Origin of the sequence: Secundilactobacillus malefermentans DSM 5705 = KCTC 3548 (assembly GCF_001436395.1) — a bacterium.
Classification (GTDB): Bacteria; Bacillota; Bacilli; order Lactobacillales; family Lactobacillaceae; genus Secundilactobacillus; species Secundilactobacillus malefermentans.
This window is the reverse complement of sequence record NZ_AZGJ01000037.1, coordinates 1-17,505: the sequence shown is the minus strand read 5'-3', so window position 1 is coordinate 17,505 and position 17,505 is coordinate 1. Positions and strand designations below refer to the sequence as shown.

The window sequence follows — 17,505 nt, the reverse complement described above, 5'->3', positions numbered from 1 at the left end:
CAACAGGAAAAAGTATAGAACCGCTTTTTTTACTCTGCATCGTGTTGCTGATGCCATTTTTGAATGAAAGCAAGTCGTTTTTTGAATCGGTCCTCGTGTCCTTGTTCGGATGGAAAATAGTATTCGTGGCCTTCAAGCTCAGGTGGCATGGTTTTCATGGAGGTCAGTTTGTCATCGGTAGAATGAGCATAAATGTAATCCTTGCCATAATCCAGGTCTTTCATAAGCTTAGTAGGGGCATTTCGAATTTGCAGGGGAACGGGTTCATTTCCGGTTTTTTTAACATCATCCTTTGCATTCTCTCTAGCCAAATAGACAGAATTGGATTTTGGCGCTAACGACAAGTAAACCACTGCTTCCGTCAGATGAACGTCACATTCCGGCATTCCCAGAAACTGACAGGCCTGAAAAACATTGATAGTGAGTTCGAGGGCACTCGTATCCGCAACCCCAATATCTTCACTGGCAAATCGGACGAGTCGTCGGGCGATGTAGAGGGGATCTTCACCCCCATCTAACATTCGTGATAGCCAATAAATAGCCGCGTTGACATCACTATTTCGCATTGATTTATGCAAGGCAGAGATAATGTTGTAATGCTCTTCACCGTGTTTGTCGTAGCGTAATGAACGGGTATTAATTAATTGGCCTAAATCGTCTTCGGAAATTGTAACGGATTTATCCTGTTGATTGGCATTTAAAACGGCCATTTCGAGGGTGTTTAAAGCAACTCGAGCATCGCCGTTTGCAAAATGAGCAATCGTCATCAACGTTTCATCGCTAATTTTGATTTCTAAGTTAGGGAACCCCTTAGGATGTTTGATTGCATTTTTCAAAACGGCTAAAATTTCCTGAGGAGCCAGTGAATGTAAAACGAACACTTTACACCGTGACAGCAGTGCCGCATTAATTTCAAATGATGGATTCTCGGTTGTTGCGCCAATCAGAGTAATACTGCCACGTTCAACGAAGGGGAGGAAGGCATCCTGTTGCGCCTTGTTAAATCGGTGAATTTCATCGACAAAGACAATGGTCTGTTCACCTAGGTCCCGATTTTCTTCAGCCGCTTTCATAATTTTACGAATATCGTTGATGCCACTCGTAACTGCACTAAATGTGACAAAATTTGCTTTGGTTTGGGTTGCAATAATTTCAGCTAATGTCGTCTTGCCAACTCCTGGCGGCCCCCAAAAAATAATGGACGGTAGTTGATCAGAATCAATAATTTCTCGTAATACTTTGCCTGCGCCAATTAAGCTTTGTTGGCCGGCAAATTCATCTAACGTTAATGGTCGAACGCGATTAGCGAGGGGGCTATTTTGCGTATCATCGGTGTTAAAAAGGGATCCCTGTTTCAAGTGCTTCACCTCATTTGAATTGAACGTTTATTAAATACAGTGTATATCAGAATCGCAATTTTATGGTCGATGAAGATTATCATCATGCTTTTAGCGCATACACCTTCATGAAACAAGCATTAGACGCATGGCAGCATTGACCTTATGATGGGGACAGAAATAAAGGAGTGATTAGTTAATATGACAGTTAAAAATAAAGTTATTGTGATTACCGGAGCATCTTCCGGAATTGGAGAGGCATCAGCAAAATTGCTTGCTAGCAATGGTGCCAAGGTTGTATTAGGAGCCAGAAGAGAGTCTCGTTTACAAGAAATTGATAATGATATCAAATTGGATGGCGGCCAAGCAACGTATTTAAAGACGGATGTGACGAAGCCTGAAGAGGTTCAAGCACTTGTTGATTTAGCCAAATCTGAGTTTGGTGGTATCGATGTCATTTTCAATAATGCTGGAATTATGCCAAGTTCACCAATTAGTGCGTTACACATTAAAGAGTGGAACCAGATGATTGATATAAACCTAAAAGGTGTTTTGAATGGTGTTGCAGCCGTTATGCCTGATTTTGTTACGCAAAAAGGTGGCCAAATTGTGACGACTTCATCCGTTGCTGGGATTAAGAGTTTCGCCGGTGCCGGAGTTTATGGTGCGACAAAATTTGCGGTTCGAAATTTGATGGAAGTTATCCGAATGGAAAGTGCGCAAGAAGGAACCAATATCCGCACAGCAAGCCTGTATCCAGCTGCAATTAATACTGAATTATTAGGGACAATCACCGACGATGCAACTAAGACCGGTATGGAAGACTTTTACAAACAGGTCGGCTTCACCCCAGATGCAGTTGCTCGAGTTGTGAATTTTGCGGTTAATCAACCTGCTGATGTTAACGTAAATGAATTTACAATTTACCCAACTAAGCAAGCTTAATTTGAAAGGAAGCGTTCATAATGGCAAAAAATGAATCAGTTAAAGATGGGATTATTTTTCCCAAGGGACCTAAAAATGATGCATATGCTCAATACTTTGTTGGACAAAGTTATTTGCAAGGACTCGTTAACGATCCTGAGGTAAACGTTGGTGTCGGTAATGTCACTTTTGAACCTGGTTGCCGGAACAACTGGCACATTCATCATGATGGTTTCCAAATTTTATTGGTAACCGGTGGTGAAGGGTGGTACCAAGAAGCTGGTAAGAAGGCACAGTTGTTAAAGCCAGGTGACGTCATCGTGACGCATGATGGTGTCAAACATTGGCATGGTGAAACTAAAGACAGTTGGTTCTCTCACGTTGCCATCACAGCTGGCACACCAGAATGGTTGGAACCAGTTTCCGATGAAGAGTACGCATCGGTTGAGGAGGACAAATAATGGCAAAAAAGCAAACAGCAGGACGTGACAACTTAGGCGATTTTGCGCCCAAGTTTGCCGAATTGAATGACGATGTTCTATTTGGTGAAGTATGGTCTAGAGAAGATAAGTTATCTGCTCGTGACCGAAGCTTGATTACGGTTGCCAGTCTATTTACACAAGGTGTTCCCCAGTTAGAAGCACACATGACGATTGCAAAACAAAACGGCGTCACCAAGGATGAAATGATCGAACTCATCACCCATTTGGCCTTTTATGCAGGTTGGCCTAAAGCATGGTCAGCATTTACGTTGGCAAAAGAAATTTATAAAGATTAGTCTCAAAATACAAGCGGTTGTCCTACATGGACACCGCTTTTTTGCGCACTATTTTAAGAAAACAATCACAATCCAATTCATTGACCCTGCGAATGGCATCCTTTAGTATGAAAACGGTTACTACTAAGATAAAAAATATTTGGAGGTTTTCAAATGGCATATAAAACGGTTAATCCGTATACGAATGAAGTTGTAAAGGAATATCCTGATGCAACAGCCGATCAAGTTGAAAATGCGTTAACTGAAACTCACAAGTTATTTAAGAAGTGGGAACAGGAAGGTCCAGAAACCAGAGCCGACCAATTACACGAAATTGCAAGCTTAATGCGAGAAGACAGTGATCATCTAGCCACCGTCATGGTGACCGACATGGGAAAACTTTTCCGTGAGGCTAAGGGTGAGGTTGAACTATGTGCCATCATCGCAGATTACTTTGCTGACCATGGTGCTGATCTTTTAAAGCCTACTAAATTAGACACGATTGCCACTGGATCAGCTCAAGTTCAAAAACATCCAACAGGAACCATTATGATGGTTGAACCATGGAATTTCCCATATTATCAAATTATGCGAGTATTTGCGCCAAACTTCATGGTTGGTAATCCCATGATTCTAAAGCATGCTTCAAATACGCCTGGCTCTGCAGCTGCATTTGAAGACGTTGTTAAGAAATCGTCAGCACCAGACGCAAGCCTAGTTAACTTGTTTGCCAACTATGATCAGGTTTCCGATATCATTGCTGATTCTCGAGTACAGGGCGTTGCTTTAACTGGTTCGGAACGCGGTGGGCGTAGTGTCGCTGAAGCTGCTGGTAAGAACTTGAAGAAAAATACCATGGAATTAGGTGGTACGGACTGTTTTATCGTCCTTGATGATACGGATATTGATACCGTTTCTGAAATTGCTTGGCGAGCACGACTATATAATGCTGGACAAGTATGTACGTCTTCAAAGCGGTTCATCGTGGCAGCTAACCTTTATGATCAGTTTGTTGAAAAATTAAAGGAAAACTTCGCTAAGGTTAAGCCAGGTGATCCAATGGATAATGCGACAACTTTGGCGCCAATGAATACAAAACGGGCCAAAGAAAAGCTTCAGTCACAAGTTGACGAGGCAATTGAGAAGGGTGCAAAGGTTGCTTATGGAAATGAACCGATTGACTTACCTGGTCAATTCTTCCAACCAACCATTTTGACTGATATTAAGCCAGATAATCCAGCTTATTATGAAGAAATGTTTGGACCCGTTGCCGCAGTTTACAAAGTTAATTCAGAGCAGGAAGCAATCGACTTAGCTAATGATTCAGATCTTGGTTTGGGTGGCATTGTCTTCAGTGGTGATTCCAAACGTGGCGAAAAGGTTGCTTCACAGATTGAGACTGGGATGGTATTCGTTAACAACTTCATGGTCTCTCTTCCAGAATTACCATTTGGTGGTGTGAAGAGCTCTGGCTATGGTCGTGAAATGAGTAATCTTGGCCTTAATGCCTTTGTTAATGAACAACTGATTGTGACAGCTGATAAACCTAACATGGAGAATCTTGCTGGCGGATTAGTTGCGACTGATCCAGAATAAGTTTGACTTAAAGGGCTACTTCGCTGGAGTGGTCCTTTTTCTGGCGAAAGCAATCAATAAATATGGCTAGGAGGAGACGATGTGAGGCGGATACAGTTTTATGGGGCAATGAGCCTCGACGGATACTTGGCGACCTCAGATGACGATTTACAGTGGCTATTTGATACGGTGGGTGGCGAGCAGGCAAATACTGCTGAGTTTCTAGCCCAGGTAGATACGAGCATCATGGGTCGGCACACCTATGAAGCGACAAAGAAGTTATTAGGGACCGAACCCCTGTATCCCGAGTTTAAAAATATTGTCCTATCAAGTTCGAGAACGGTGGCAACCCGGGATGCCTCATTTGCTGATCAAGATGTGGTTTCCTTGATTGAAGAATTAAAAAAACAATCCGGAAAGAATATCTGGATTGTTGGTGGTGGTAAAATTGTGACTGATTTAATTAAGGCAGATTTAATTGATGACTGGTGGATTCAAATTGCACCGGTTCTGCTTGGCCAAGGCAAACGACTATTTCCAACTGGCGACTATGCTAGTAGATACGAGTTGGTTGGGATGAAGCAATTTAACCAGTTAGCGGAAGTCCGGTACCAGAGAATCAAAAGCGACTAATTAGTGTCGCTCGTCAATTATCTGCAAATTATCCTCAATTTCCTCACCATCATCTGACAAGTTAAGCAAATTAAATGCGGGTTTATAAGTTATCTTCATATTTTCACCAAAGAATTCGCTGGAATACCCTTTTGCATAAATTAATCCAATGTTTGACTTTATTTGGAGGTCATAATCCTTTTTGTCCATTTTATCGGTAATCAAAACAAGTTGAAACGCAATTTGTAGCGCTTCAAGGCCGTGATGAGAATAGGGACCGACACCATCATCGTAGCTTAACAACATGATTGTATGTGGATCGATGTTTGGCTGGATGATTGCTAGGGCTTCATCTGAAATTGTGAGCTTCATGATGATCACACTCCTTTATTGAATTCAAGGCAAGTATACCTACTATTTGGACAAAAACAATTGTTTTGACTTCCAACTTGTAAGTTGATGATAAGAAACGACTAAATCACGAGCTGTTTACAGGTTGCGTGTTAGAATTAAAGTATATAAGGAGATGTTTATATGAGTGTACTGACAGATACATTTAGTTTAAACAATGAAACAGAGATACCACAAGTCGGATTTGGTACGTGGCAGATTCCAGGCGGCCAAACTGCTTATGACGCAGTAGCCAATGCATTAAAGACGGGTTACCGGCACATTGATACGGCACAAGCCTATGCAAATGAAAGTAGTGTGGGTAAAGCAATCAAAGATTCTGGCATTCCTAGGGATGAGATCTTTTTAACGACTAAGTTACCAGCCGAAATTAAGGGTTATGACAAGGCACTAGCTGCCTTTGACAAAACAATGGAAAATCTTGGAACAAAGTATGTTGATTTGTACTTAATTCATGCCCCATGGCCATGGAGCTCTATTGGAACGGATCACGATAAGGAAAACGTTGAGACTTGGAAATCCATGGAAACGATTCTTAAGAGTGGTCGGGCAAAAGCCATTGGTGTTTCTAACTTTAATGTTCATGATTTGAAAAATATTTTAGAAAATGGAACTGTGAAACCTGCAGTTGATCAAATTCAGTACTACATTGGCTGGACTCAGCCTAAAATTGTTGAGTATGCGCAGGCAAATGACATTTTAATTGAGGCTTATTCACCACTTGCAACGGGTGATTTACTGAATAATGAAGCTGTTAAAGAAATGGCTGCTAAGTATAAGGCCAGCATTGCGCAACTAGCACTGCGCTTTTGTATCGAAAATGGGACTTTACCACTTCCTAAGGCTACTAGCCAAGCTCATATCGAAGCGAATGCACAACTTGACTTTACAATCAGTGAGTCCGACATGAAGATCTTAAACAAGATGACGGATGCTGCTCCTAGTCACGAGCATAACGCAACCCAAGGCTAATCAACTTTTTTGAAAGGGGCGATTGAATGTCAATTTATGATTATGATGTCACGCTTGAAAATGGCGAAAAGTATTCTATGGCAAAGTATCGCGGAAAAACGTTGATTATTGTCAACACGGCGACTAAGTGCGGATTTGCGCCCCAATTTAAGCAGTTGGAGGCAATTTACCAAGACTATAAAGACAAGGATGTTATCGTTTTAGGATTTCCTTCGAACCAGTTTAAGCAGGAAGTTTCTGATAGTAGTGCTGCAGCTGAGGCTTGTCGCATGACCTATGGTGTTAATTTCCCAATGCATACCATTCATGATGTGAACGGGCATGATGCGTTACCGTTGTTTGACTTCCTTAAGAGGGAAGCCCCTGGTACCTTGGGAAAGGCAATCAAATGGAATTTCACTAAATTTATTGTGAACCGCAATGGAGATGTTGTTCAACGCTATGCGCCAAAGACAAGTCCACTAAAAATGCTTCCTGAATTAAACGAATTAGTGGGAAACTAAATAATTAGTCACAGTGACATAGAATTTGATACAATAGGCTAGTTGTGACAAAAAGGAAGCCAAGCCTTCCTTTTTATTTTGAGCTAGATTGGAAGAAAGACCATCATGAAAAAGAAACAAACAAATGTGATATTGCTCTGTATTGGCTTTATGGCGATTAATTTGCGCCTTCCCATTACGGCAATTCCACCGTTATTACCGAGCTTAGAAAAAGCGACAGGGCTGCCAGTTAGCGCTGCTGGTCTACTGACGACTATTCCATTACTCACTTTTGCGATATTATCACCAGTTTTGGCAAAACTTGGGCGTCGTTTTGGAAACGAACGGGTCATTTTTAGTTTTGCGATTTTACTTGTTTTAGGAAGTATGTTGAGAATTAATACCGCTTTACCAACTATTTTGATTGGAACGTTTTTGATTGGTCTGGGAATTGATAGTGCAAACGTCCTCTTACCAGCCGTTATCAAAGATCACTTGCCGCTGAAACCAGTGTTGGGTGTTAGTACCTATACGACGACCATGTTGCTAGTCGGCGCACTCGGCACTGGCTTGGCCGGGATAATCGTTGCTAAAGCATCACTGCTTGCTGCAATGGTGGGACTTGCAATTATCTCAGTGATCAGCTTAATTGGTTGGACGCCGATGATTAAACAAAATAAGCTAGATTCGGGTAAGATCCAGCGAGCAGAGCAGTCTGGATTAAACACCCAATCGGTTTGGAAATCCAGCATGGGATGGATGATTGCATTCTTCTTTGGTCTGCAGTCACTAATCTATTATTCATTAATTACCTGGTTACCCACAATCTTCGTCGCAAAGAACTTTAGTAGTATTCAAGGCGGGACGTTTGTAACAATCATGCAAATCTGATCGCTACCTTGTGCCTTTATTGTGCCATTCCTAGCAGATAAAAGGGGCGGGGATGCTGTCTTAGTCTGGGTAGCGGGATTAGGATTTTCGCTAGGAATTTTGGCGTTAATGTTCCCAATTTCCAGTGCAACCTTAGTTTCGATCATTTCTTTAGTGGTGGGAATTGCTTCTGGAATTGCGTTTAATTTGTCCATTGTCTATTTTGCTCAAAAATCAGCTAATGCGATGGAAACGGCCGAAGTTTCCGGCATGGCACAAACGGTTGGCTACCTATTAGCAGCTGTTGGTCCCGTCCTTTTTGGTTATCTTCATGCCGGAACCCATTCTTGGACAATTATATTGACCAGCATTATTGTGCTGTCAGTCTTCTTATTGTTGACAGGTATCTACATTAATCATAAGCCGTCGGTATTTGAGAAAATTCAAGACTAAAAGGAACCACAGATTAATATATGGGCTATGAATAACCGTGATATGACACAGATTTTGGGGTGTAAAGAAAAAAACCTTTACAACCCATTCAAAGACTGGTATATTATTTATCGTTGAAAGAATTACAGGAGGTGGAATTATATGTCAGTTAAAATTCGTTTGAAGCGTATGGGTTCTAAGAAGCGTCCATTCTATCGTATCGTTGTTGCAGACTCACGCAGCCCTCGTGATGGTCGTTTTATCGAACTAGTTGGTACTTACAACCCACTAGTTAACCCAGCAGAAGTTAAATTACAAGAAGAAGATATCTTAGACTGGTTAGGCAAGGGTGCCCAACCTTCAGATACTGTTCGTAACTTACTTTCTGATGCTGGAATTATGAAGAAGTATCACGAAGCAAAGTTCACTAAGAAATAAGAAGTAAGTGAAGATAAATGACTGATTTTAAGGCACTTATTAATACAATAGTTGTACCTCTAGTTGAACATCCTGAGGCCATTCGAATTGAAGAGAATGAAACTGATCGGTTTTATGAATTTCAATTGTATGTGGATCCCAAGGATGTCGGTCGGGTAATTGGAAAGCAAGGACATGTTGCGCAAGCAATTCGAACAATTGTGTATAGCGTTCGAGTTCAAGGCTCAAAGAGAGTCCGATTGATAATCAATGATGGTACAAAGTAAGCTCTTTGGCGAAACGTTCTCGTTTTGTTTGAGGGCTTTTATTTATGATGGAGGTGAAATTCGTTGACCTATTATAAAGTTGGAAAAATTGTGAATACCCATGGAATACAGGGAGAATTAAAAATCGTCTCTGCGACTGATTTTCCTGATCAAAGATTTAAAAAGGGAAGTTCTCTTCATCTTTTTAAAGATGAGAAGGATGAGAGTCCTATTAAGCAACTTAAAATTAAAGCGGCTCGTCAGCAAAAGAATTTTTTCTTAGTTAAGTTTGAGGGATTTAATAATATTAATGAAGTTGAACAATATAAGGGAATGACTTTGAAAATTACTGATGAGGATCGTGATGAGGAAGAACTTGAAGATGGCCAGTATTATTACGATGATATTATCGGTTTAAAGGTCGTTGATGAATCTAACCAATTAATCGGAACCATTTCAGAAATCCTACCGCTTGGTCCTAATGATGTTTGGACGGTGAAACGAGAAAAACAAGCGGACTTGCTGTTACCAGTTATCAAACAAGTGGTAAAAAATGTTAATCTTGAAAATGGCCAAGTCACGGTTGAGCTAATGGAAGGTATGGAATAATGCGAATAGATGTTTTAAGCCTATTTCCAGATATGTTTACTGGGCCCATGCATGACTCCATCGTTGGCAAAGCGATTGATCGGGACAATTTTGAAATGAACGTCACTGATTTTCGGCAATATTCGACAAATAAGCACGGTAACGTAGACGATTATCCATTTGGTGGCGGTGCAGGAATGTTATTGCAGCCTCAACCTATCTTTGATGCGCTCAAGGCAGTTGAGGAAAAAGCCCGAACGGATGGATATACGAGTAATCGAATTATTTTGACTGATCCAGCTGGCCAGAAGTTCGACCAAAAGATAGCCGAATCATTTGCCAAGGAAGATCACCTAACATTCATTTGTGGCCATTATGAGGGCTTTGACGAGCGAATCAAGTCGTTAGTGACCGATGAAGTATCATTAGGGGATTTTGTTCTAACTGGTGGAGAACTCCCCACAATGGTGATGATTGATGCCACAGCACGTTTACTTCCAGGCGTATTGGGGAATCAAGAATCTGCTCCTGGTGATTCTTTTTCTAGTGGCTTATTAGAATATCCCCAATACACGCGACCTGCAGATTTTAGGGGAATGAAGGTTCCTGATGTCCTATTGAGCGGTAACCACCAAAAAATTGATGATTGGCGCGAAAAAAAGGCATTAAGGAAAACCTATCTTCGACGGAGAGACTTAATTAATTACGATGTGCTTACTGCTCATCAAAAAGAGTTGCTTGCAGATGTTAAAGTTGAAGAAAATCCTGAAGAATAGCACTTTACACAAGTTTTTAATTATGATAAGATTTACTTCGGCTGTAAAAGCCTAATTAACAATATTCCGCTGTCGATTAGAGAATGAATATTGATGGAAGGATAGAACCATTTATGAGACAAAATGCATTGATCCAAAAGATTAACCAAGAACAATTACGTGAGGATATTCCTAACTTCCGTGCCGGTGATACTGTTCGAGTACACGCCCGTGTTGTTGAAGGAACCCGTGAACGTATCCAGTTATTCGAAGGCGTTGTTATTCGTCGTCGCGGTGCTGGCATCCAAGCAACATACACTGTTCGTAAGATTACAAACGGTGTTGGGGTTGAACGTACTTTCCCTGTACATTCACCACGTGTTGCAAAGATTGAAGTTATTAGATTTGGCCAAGTTCGTCGTGCTAAACTCTACTACTTACGTGAATTACATGGTAAGGCTGCTCGTATTCCAGAAGCACGTCGTCCTCGTAAGTAAGTTTTATCGACTTACATTTAATTCAAAAAAAGAGATCGTTCATTTGAACGGTCTCTTTTTTTACCCATAACTTAATTCGATAACATTTAATTCTTTTCAATCGAGTGGCTGATTATTTAAGATCCTTTTCTCGTGAATCCAGGAATTTTGCGATTGCTGATTCTAAATCAATTTTATTTGAATCCGCAAGGGTACTAAGCCACCAAATACACTCGGCAATTTTATAATCTAGTGGAGAATCAACATTACCTGTAGGCCAGCTCCCTTGGTTTGCCATGACCATCCGACCAACAAGGCCAGCGTCAGTTAAAAAGGCCAGCGCATCTTGTTCAGACGTCCAGGCGTGTCCATCCTGTTTGAGTTCAAGTTGATGATAGGTTGCTCGAATTTTTCTTGATCGATTTGTTAATTCATTAATTTCCATTATATAAACCTTCTTTTTTTATTTAATGATTAGTATAAACGCAAAAGAGATTGAAATGGGAGAACCCACTTCAATCTCTTTAATTTATTTTGTACGACGACGCATCGCTGAGGCATAGAACCACCATGCGATACCACCGAAGATAAAGGGTCCCAATATCGTGTAAAGTGCAGTTTGATAATCATGATCCATAATTGGCTGAATACCAGTAAATCCGATACCACCAACTAAAACAATCATTACAAGAACGGTGATAGTCATCGTCAATTTTTTGTTAGTAAAAATCTCGAATGGCCGTTCCAAATCAGTTCGCTTTTTAAAGAATGGAAAAGCTGCAACTAAGAATAGGTAAGGGAAGGTTGTTGAAATATTTCCCATATCAGTTAATATCAAATAAAATTTCTGAGCACCTGATCCACCAAAGGCAACGATGAAGATGATGAAGCCCACAACAACGGCTTGAATCCACATTGAAAATGCTGGCATTCCGTGTTTATTGCGTTTCGTCATTCGTGCTGGCCAGAGGTCCGCACTCGAGCCCAAAACAAACGATTTAAGCGGTGAGTAGATTAAGATGAAGAATGACCCCATATATGCCATAAACATGCTTAGACCGGCAAAACGTGCGAATAAATGGCCAATGGTCGCAGCAGTCGCAGCAGTTAACCCAAGTGAGTTTCCTAATACTAATCCTAGGTTATCCATTAAGACGTAGGTGATATTACCTAAATTAACGGATTGATTTCCTAAGACCTGATGCCAGTTAGTACTAATTCCCCAAAGAAAGATTGAAAGTGAATAACAAATTCCAATCACAACCGTTGAAATAATGAGTCCTTTTGGAAAAGTTTTTTCAGGTTTATGCAAGCTATCAGTAATACCACCCATCGTTTCGCTTCCGGCATAGGCAAATACCGCATAGACGACGAAGGAGATTAAGGCTACCGGCGAAGTAAAATCTGGATTAGGAGATTTAATAAAACTCTCAACGCCAGTAATTGGTTGGGCAAGTTGACCGTGGTTAGCAAATAAAATGACAATGCTGGTAAGTGCAAATATGACCGTCAGTAACATGACAAATACGCCACCCACTGAAGATATCTTAGCAATTGAACTCATGCCATGAGAAGCTAAAAAGGTCACTAATATAATCCAAGCGATTCCTAGTAAAGCCACCGTTTCGGTTGAAGTTAAACTAAGAAAATGCCAAGTTTGCGTCTGATCACTTCCAAAAATGACCGTCGAAAATGGGATCCAGACCTTTGAGGCCGTCGAAACCATCCAAATAATCCAACTAGAGAGCCAAATGAAGGTTCCGATGAACGCCCATTTTTCGCCAATTGAACCCGCTAACCAAGAATAAATACCACCTTTGGCTTCTTTGAAAGCCGAACCATATTCAGCAAACATAAGGGCACTTGGTAGAAAGAATAGGAGCGCCGCTAAGATATACCAGAAAATACTAGCATAACCCATTTGTTCGTATGCGACGGTTGTATTTGCAAATCCATAAATTGTGGTAAACGTCATTAAAATTAGTGCAGTAAGCGAAATTTTCTTTTGCTTTTGATTTTCCATGAGAAGCTCCTATGATTTTGTGTAGGGTATCGTTAGTTTCCTAAAGCATTAAATCTTGTTGAAACTTAAGCGGTGATAAATCCGTCATTTTGGTTATTAAATCGGCTGTTAAGCCACGGTATTTTGTTAAAGCCAAATCAGCATTCTTAATTCCTTGCTTAGTTAAGTAGTCACTTAATTCAATTCCACTAAGTGTACTTCCTCCTTTATCAGTTTCAATAATCGACTGGTCAAAGGCAATTCGAAGTTCGGATTGAAGCTTTTCAAGCTCGTCTAGGAACTCCTTTGGATGGCTATCTACCAGAACACCAGCATGTTTGAAAACCCAGTACGCAGAATCAGGACTATAAGTCGCTTCACCCCGTTTATAGTCAGGATGCGTGTCGTTTATACCAGCATAAAAGGGAACGTAACTACTTTCTGCCGCAACGCCCATTGCAAGCCAATGAATGTCTGCAATGGCAGGGTCATCCATCTGTCGAAGCTGAAGAATATGCGATTCTTGAGTCGCAGCAAGACTGATTGGACGGAAATGGTGAAATTCCTTTGTACTTGGTTCCAACAAATCATACTTGGTACCGGCATAGTGGCTGGATAACACCATTTGGGCGCTTTGAACAGATAATAATTGATTACTCGTTTGAATAAAGGGTAGCCGCGTAATTTCAGCTTGATTCTTTTCTGGAGAGAGAAGTCGTTGGCCTTCCCAAACGCGTGGTAAGTTATAGTAAGAATCCATCAAGTTATTTGTGCCAAAAATGTTTCTAAAGTTAAATTCAGTTCGGCTGGATGAGAGGTGATTCGATGCAACAAACTCTTGAATATGAGGGGCCCACATAAAATCGTCTGGGTTATCAAAATCAATTTTTTCGATCGCCATTTGATTTGCAACAACGGCATATGAATCATCTGGAATTCGCTGAGCAACCCACTGATGACCGGCCGCTGTTTCCATATACCAAGCCTCGTTTTTATCTCCAAACAGAATGCCATTAGATTCGCAGGTTCCATAAGCTTCAATAATCTGACCGAGTCTGGCAACTCCTTCACGAGCTGTTTTAACGTAAGGCAGGACGACTGTAATCATTGCCTCCTCACCAATTCCGTCCTTTACCAAAGGATCACAAGCTAGTACACGGTCATTTGAATAGGTACTTTCGGTGGCACTCATGGCGACACCAGCCTCGTTAAACCCATCTTCTTCAAATAGACCAAACTTGGTCGTCCATTCTGGTGTTGCGGTGTATTTGAGTGCCATTTCGGGTAATGCTAACTTAAATTTGGAGTCATTAGATTTAAAAACAGTCTCTTCATTCTTATTTGTGTGCTGTGGATGAACGATAAAGTGCTTTGGCCAAGCAGATTTTGAGTCCTCATTTCGACCAATCATAACGGATCCATCAACAGACGCTTTTTTGCCAATTAAAATACTAGTACAAGCTGAATAAATATTATTTTCCAATAGAAGCATCTCCAATCAAGAACGTTTATTTACTTACATTTTAGCATGCACATGGGGCAAAAATTAGATTTGTATAAAATTCTAATGTAAGCGATGACGATTTAATAAATTATGGTTACTAAGCGCGTTATAATAGGAATTATTTATGAGAATATGTTAAGGAATACGTGTTAAATTTACCGATTTTTATAAAAATATGCTTAAATGGGATTACTGACTAAAAAGTGAAAGGGGAATAATATGAAAACAAAATTTGTCACAAAGGATTTAGGGATTAAAATTGTGATGATGATTGGCTCTTCAATCATCAACGCAATTGCGTTGAATGAATTTTTGGTACCTGGCAAAATTTTCAGTTCAGGCATCAATGGTATTTCACAACTCTTATCGACTTTTGTGGAGCACGTTTTTCAAATTCAAATTAATACAGGATGGTTCATCTTACTCTTAAACATACCAATTGGGTTATTAGGCTGGCTAATGATTGGCAAACGATTCACGATGTTTAGTTTCTTGACCTCGGTGTTGACATCATTTATGGCAGTGATTATTCCGATTCAGACAATTTCACATAATGCGCTTTTGAGCGCGTTGTTTGGTGGAATTTTAACGGGGGTTGGGGTAGCTTACCCACTTAAATATGGTTTCTCTACCGGTGGAATGGATATTGTTGCCGTTATTTTGGAAAAAACCACGGGAAAAACGATTGGAACAATGATGATGCTAACTAATTTAGTCATCATTTTGATTGCTGGTTTCTTCTTTGGTTGGGAAAGTGCCCTTTATACGATTATTTCAATCTATGCAATGTCGCGAGTGGTCGATTCCATTCATACCCGTCATCAAAAGTTAACGGCATTTATCGTGACTTTCAAGCAGGAAGAGGTCGTTAAAAATCTTTCGAGTACGTTGATTCGGGGGATTACGATTATGCCGTCTGAGGGCGCTTATAAGCATCAGCGCGGAGCAGTCTTAATGGTCGTTATTTCAAGATATGAACTTTATGATTTAGAGCACGTTGTAAAATCTACCGATCCAGATTCATTTGTTAACTTAGTGAATACGGTTGATATTGAGGGAAACTTCTACGATGAAACTGAGCAGTTAAAAGCGAAACAGTCGGAACGCATATCCGAGTGATTGCGATTTCATGTTTGGGACTGTATAATTAACTAAAATTATAAGAATGTGAGGAAATATAATGCCAATTGTAAACATTGATTTAATTGCAGGTCGTAGCCAAGACCAATTAAAAAGTCTGGTAAAGGACGTCACCGATGCCGTTACCAAGAATACAGGTGCTCCTGCCGAACACGTTCACGTTATTTTACGTGAAATGCAAAAGAACCGTTATGGCGTTGCTGGTATTCTCAAAAGTGATGAAGAAGCATAGTCAATCCAAGAGGTTACCAAAATAGGTAACTTCTTTTTTGTATGGAAAGATGAGGACTTTGCTAATTTTTGATTTAGTAGTTGGATAAAACGCTTCAATTGGGTATACTTAGGACGGTTGAGTTTCACAAAGAACTCCAACGATTCGCATAAGTAGATAAGGCAAATTGAACGTCTTCAAATAATCAATGAATGGAGAATTCAAAATGAATGATCAACAGTATATGATGGCAATTGACGAAGGAACTACGAGCACTAGAGCCATCCTCTTTGACAAAAAGGGCCACATTGTGGGGAGTGCTCAGCGTGAATTTCATCAATATTTTCCAAAACCAGGCTGGGTTGAACATGATGCAAATGAAATCTGGAATGCCGTACAATCGGTCATTTCTGATTCGTTAATTTCAGCAGATATTCGACCATATAAGGTCCGGGGAATTGGAATCACGAACCAACGAGAAACGACGATTGTCTGGAATAAAAAAACTGGTGAACCTATTTATCATGCAATTGTTTGGCAATCAAAACAAACGAGCGAAATTGCTGATGGTTTGAAAAAAGGTGGCTATTCAGACTTTATTCATAAAAAGACTGGTTTAGTGATTGATTCGTATTTCTCAGCAACAAAAATCAAGTGGATTTTGGACAATGTTGAAGGTGCAAGACAGTTAGCCGACAACGGTGACCTACTTTTTGGTACGATTGATACATGGATTCTGTGGAAACTCACGGGTGGCCAAGTTCACGCAACCGACTACACCAATGCTAGTCGGACAATGCTTTATAATATTCACGAATTAAAATGGGATCAGGAAATTCTCGACTTATTAGATATTCCTAAGTCAATGCTGCCAGAAGTCCGTTCTTCATCAGAGGTTTACGGGTATACTGCTGGATATACTTTCCTAGGAATTCAAATTCCAATTGCCGGAATTGCTGGTGACCAACAAGCTGCACTATTTGGCCAAACGGCTTTCGAGCGCGGAATGGTTAAAAACACGTATGGAACGGGTGCCTTTGTCGTCATGAATACGGGGACGGAACCCACGCTGTCTGATCAAGGCTTACTTACCACGATTGCGTACGGCATAAATGGCGAGATTACTTACGCACTTGAAGGAAGTATCTTCGTTGCTGGATCAGCAGTTCAATGGCTACGAGATGGCATGCGATTCTTTGATAACGCAGCTGATTCCGAAAAAATGGCAGTTTATGCAAAAACAACGGGGAATGTCTATGTTGTTCCTGCCTTTACTGGATTAGGTGCGCCATACTGGGATCAGGAAGTTCGTGGCTCAGTATTTGGGCTTACCCGTGGAACAACTCGAGAACAATTTGTCAGAGCAACGGTCGAGGCAATTGCTTATCAATCACGCGATGTTATTGAGACAATGCAATCTGATACCGGGATTGAGTTAAAATCGCTTAGCGTTGATGGTGGGGCCGCTAATAACGACTTCTTAATGCAATTCCAGGCTGATATTTTGAACACGTCAATTGAACGGGCAAAATTAGCTGAAACCACAGCGCTTGGTGCTGCTTATCTAGCAGGACTTGCCGTTGGTTTCTGGAAGGATTTAGACGAAATTCGAGAAATGCATGAAGTTCGAGATGAGTTTAAACCTAAAATGGCTGAAGATCGCCGAGAAAAATGCTATAAGGGTTGGAAGGCTGCAGTTGCGGCCACTAGGGCTTTTAAACCAGATGTCGATTAATAGTTAACTAAAAAAAGGGCTCTCTGTCAAATCCTGTTG

At 40.7% G+C, this 17,505-nt stretch carries 22 protein-coding genes; 17 read left to right on the top strand and 5 right to left on the bottom strand.

Annotated features, from left to right (window positions below):
• Positions 1-29 precede the first annotated feature (29 nt).
• On the bottom strand, positions 30-1,358 hold the full coding sequence (locus tag FD44_RS07395; protein WP_010619872.1) for a replication-associated recombination protein A: 1,329 nt from the start codon (positions 1,356-1,358) through the stop codon (positions 30-32).
• A 180-nt stretch (positions 1,359-1,538) separates the two neighbouring features.
• Between FD44_RS07395 and FD44_RS07390 the strand changes: the two genes are divergently transcribed.
• The 5 genes from FD44_RS07390 to FD44_RS07370 all read left to right on the top strand — a co-directional run bounded on the left by FD44_RS07390 (position 1,539) and on the right by FD44_RS07370 (position 5,226).
• Positions 1,539-2,282, top strand: coding sequence for an SDR family oxidoreductase (locus FD44_RS07390; RefSeq protein ID WP_010619871.1), 744 nt, complete (start codon positions 1,539-1,541; stop codon positions 2,280-2,282).
• 20 nt (positions 2,283-2,302) lie between these two features.
• Positions 2,303-2,722, top strand: coding sequence for a cupin domain-containing protein (locus FD44_RS07385; protein WP_010619870.1), 420 nt, complete (start codon positions 2,303-2,305; stop codon positions 2,720-2,722).
• Positions 2,722-3,039 carry a carboxymuconolactone decarboxylase family protein gene (locus FD44_RS07380; RefSeq protein WP_010619869.1) on the top strand — a complete coding sequence of 106 codons (318 nt, stop codon included), beginning with the start codon at positions 2,722-2,724 and terminating at the stop codon, positions 3,037-3,039. The genes FD44_RS07385 and FD44_RS07380 overlap by 1 nt, the downstream gene beginning before the upstream one ends.
• A 153-nt stretch (positions 3,040-3,192) precedes the next feature.
• Positions 3,193-4,614, top strand: a complete 1,422-nt coding sequence (locus tag FD44_RS07375) for an NAD-dependent succinate-semialdehyde dehydrogenase (RefSeq protein WP_010619868.1) — start codon at positions 3,193-3,195, stop codon at positions 4,612-4,614.
• Between the two features lie 81 nt (positions 4,615-4,695).
• On the top strand, positions 4,696-5,226 hold the full coding sequence (locus FD44_RS07370; RefSeq protein ID WP_010619867.1) for a dihydrofolate reductase family protein: 531 nt from the start codon (positions 4,696-4,698) through the stop codon (positions 5,224-5,226).
• On the opposite strand, the gene FD44_RS07365 is transcribed toward FD44_RS07370, so the two are convergent.
• The gene (locus FD44_RS07365) at positions 5,227-5,577 is read right to left on the bottom strand and encodes an iron-sulfur cluster biosynthesis family protein (protein ID WP_010619866.1); all 351 of its coding nucleotides are present in this window, start codon (positions 5,575-5,577) and stop codon (positions 5,227-5,229) included. It abuts the gene before it with no gap.
• A 162-nt stretch (positions 5,578-5,739) separates the two neighbouring features.
• On the opposite strand from FD44_RS07365, the gene FD44_RS07360 reads away from it, so the two are divergent.
• The 9 genes from FD44_RS07360 to rplS all read left to right on the top strand — a co-directional run bounded on the left by FD44_RS07360 (position 5,740) and on the right by rplS (position 10,895).
• Entirely contained in the window at positions 5,740-6,588 is an 849-nt protein-coding gene (locus FD44_RS07360; RefSeq protein ID WP_010619865.1) for an aldo/keto reductase, read from the top strand.
• 26 nt (positions 6,589-6,614) lie between these two features.
• A complete protein-coding gene (locus FD44_RS07355) occupies positions 6,615-7,091 on the top strand; it encodes a glutathione peroxidase (protein WP_010619864.1) in 477 nt (158 codons plus the stop codon).
• 105 nt (positions 7,092-7,196) lie between these two features.
• The gene (locus FD44_RS07350; RefSeq protein WP_010619863.1) at positions 7,197-7,961 is read left to right on the top strand and encodes an MFS transporter; all 765 of its coding nucleotides are present in this window, start codon (positions 7,197-7,199) and stop codon (positions 7,959-7,961) included.
• Positions 7,962-7,982: 21 nt separating this feature from the next.
• Positions 7,983-8,393 carry an MFS transporter gene (locus tag FD44_RS07345; RefSeq protein ID WP_133278378.1) on the top strand — a complete coding sequence of 137 codons (411 nt, stop codon included), beginning with the start codon at positions 7,983-7,985 and terminating at the stop codon, positions 8,391-8,393.
• Positions 8,394-8,534: 141 nt separating this feature from the next.
• On the top strand, positions 8,535-8,810 hold the full coding sequence (rpsP, locus tag FD44_RS07340; protein ID WP_010619861.1) for a 30S ribosomal protein S16: 276 nt from the start codon (positions 8,535-8,537) through the stop codon (positions 8,808-8,810).
• A 17-nt stretch (positions 8,811-8,827) separates the two neighbouring features.
• Entirely contained in the window at positions 8,828-9,076 is a 249-nt protein-coding gene (locus FD44_RS07335; RefSeq protein ID WP_010619860.1) for a KH domain-containing protein, read from the top strand.
• 63 nt (positions 9,077-9,139) lie between these two features.
• The gene (gene rimM, locus FD44_RS07330; protein WP_010619859.1) at positions 9,140-9,664 is read left to right on the top strand and encodes a ribosome maturation factor RimM; all 525 of its coding nucleotides are present in this window, start codon (positions 9,140-9,142) and stop codon (positions 9,662-9,664) included.
• Positions 9,664-10,419, top strand: coding sequence for a tRNA (guanosine(37)-N1)-methyltransferase TrmD (trmD, locus tag FD44_RS07325; protein WP_010619858.1), 756 nt, complete (start codon positions 9,664-9,666; stop codon positions 10,417-10,419). Before rimM ends, trmD begins: the two co-directional genes overlap by 1 nt.
• Before the next feature lie 113 nt (positions 10,420-10,532).
• Positions 10,533-10,895 carry a 50S ribosomal protein L19 gene (gene rplS, locus FD44_RS07320; protein WP_010619857.1) on the top strand — a complete coding sequence of 121 codons (363 nt, stop codon included), beginning with the start codon at positions 10,533-10,535 and terminating at the stop codon, positions 10,893-10,895.
• Positions 10,896-11,007: 112 nt separating this feature from the next.
• On the opposite strand, the gene FD44_RS07315 is transcribed toward rplS, so the two are convergent.
• From FD44_RS07315 to FD44_RS07305, 3 genes are all read right to left on the bottom strand, one after another.
• Positions 11,008-11,319 (bottom strand): MazG-like protein, encoded by a 312-nt coding sequence (locus FD44_RS07315; protein ID WP_010619856.1) that lies wholly within the window; start codon positions 11,317-11,319, stop codon positions 11,008-11,010.
• An 84-nt stretch (positions 11,320-11,403) separates the two neighbouring features.
• A complete protein-coding gene (gene yjeM / locus FD44_RS07310) occupies positions 11,404-12,897 on the bottom strand; it encodes a glutamate/gamma-aminobutyrate family transporter YjeM (protein ID WP_010619855.1) in 1,494 nt (497 codons plus the stop codon).
• A 40-nt stretch (positions 12,898-12,937) separates the two neighbouring features.
• Positions 12,938-14,368 carry a C69 family dipeptidase gene (locus FD44_RS07305; protein ID WP_033445218.1) on the bottom strand — a complete coding sequence of 477 codons (1,431 nt, stop codon included), beginning with the start codon at positions 14,366-14,368 and terminating at the stop codon, positions 12,938-12,940.
• Between the two features lie 231 nt (positions 14,369-14,599).
• Between FD44_RS07305 and FD44_RS07300 the strand changes: the two genes are divergently transcribed.
• From FD44_RS07300 to glpK, 3 genes are all read left to right on the top strand, one after another.
• Positions 14,600-15,499, top strand: coding sequence for a YitT family protein (locus FD44_RS07300; RefSeq protein WP_010619853.1), 900 nt, complete (start codon positions 14,600-14,602; stop codon positions 15,497-15,499).
• 61 nt (positions 15,500-15,560) lie between these two features.
• Positions 15,561-15,752, top strand: a complete 192-nt coding sequence (locus FD44_RS07295; protein ID WP_010619852.1) for a 2-hydroxymuconate tautomerase — start codon at positions 15,561-15,563, stop codon at positions 15,750-15,752.
• A gap of 205 nt (positions 15,753-15,957) precedes the next feature.
• Positions 15,958-17,466, top strand: a complete 1,509-nt coding sequence (gene glpK / locus FD44_RS07290; protein WP_010619851.1) for a glycerol kinase GlpK — start codon at positions 15,958-15,960, stop codon at positions 17,464-17,466.
• The last annotated feature ends 39 nt before the right edge of the window (positions 17,467-17,505 follow it).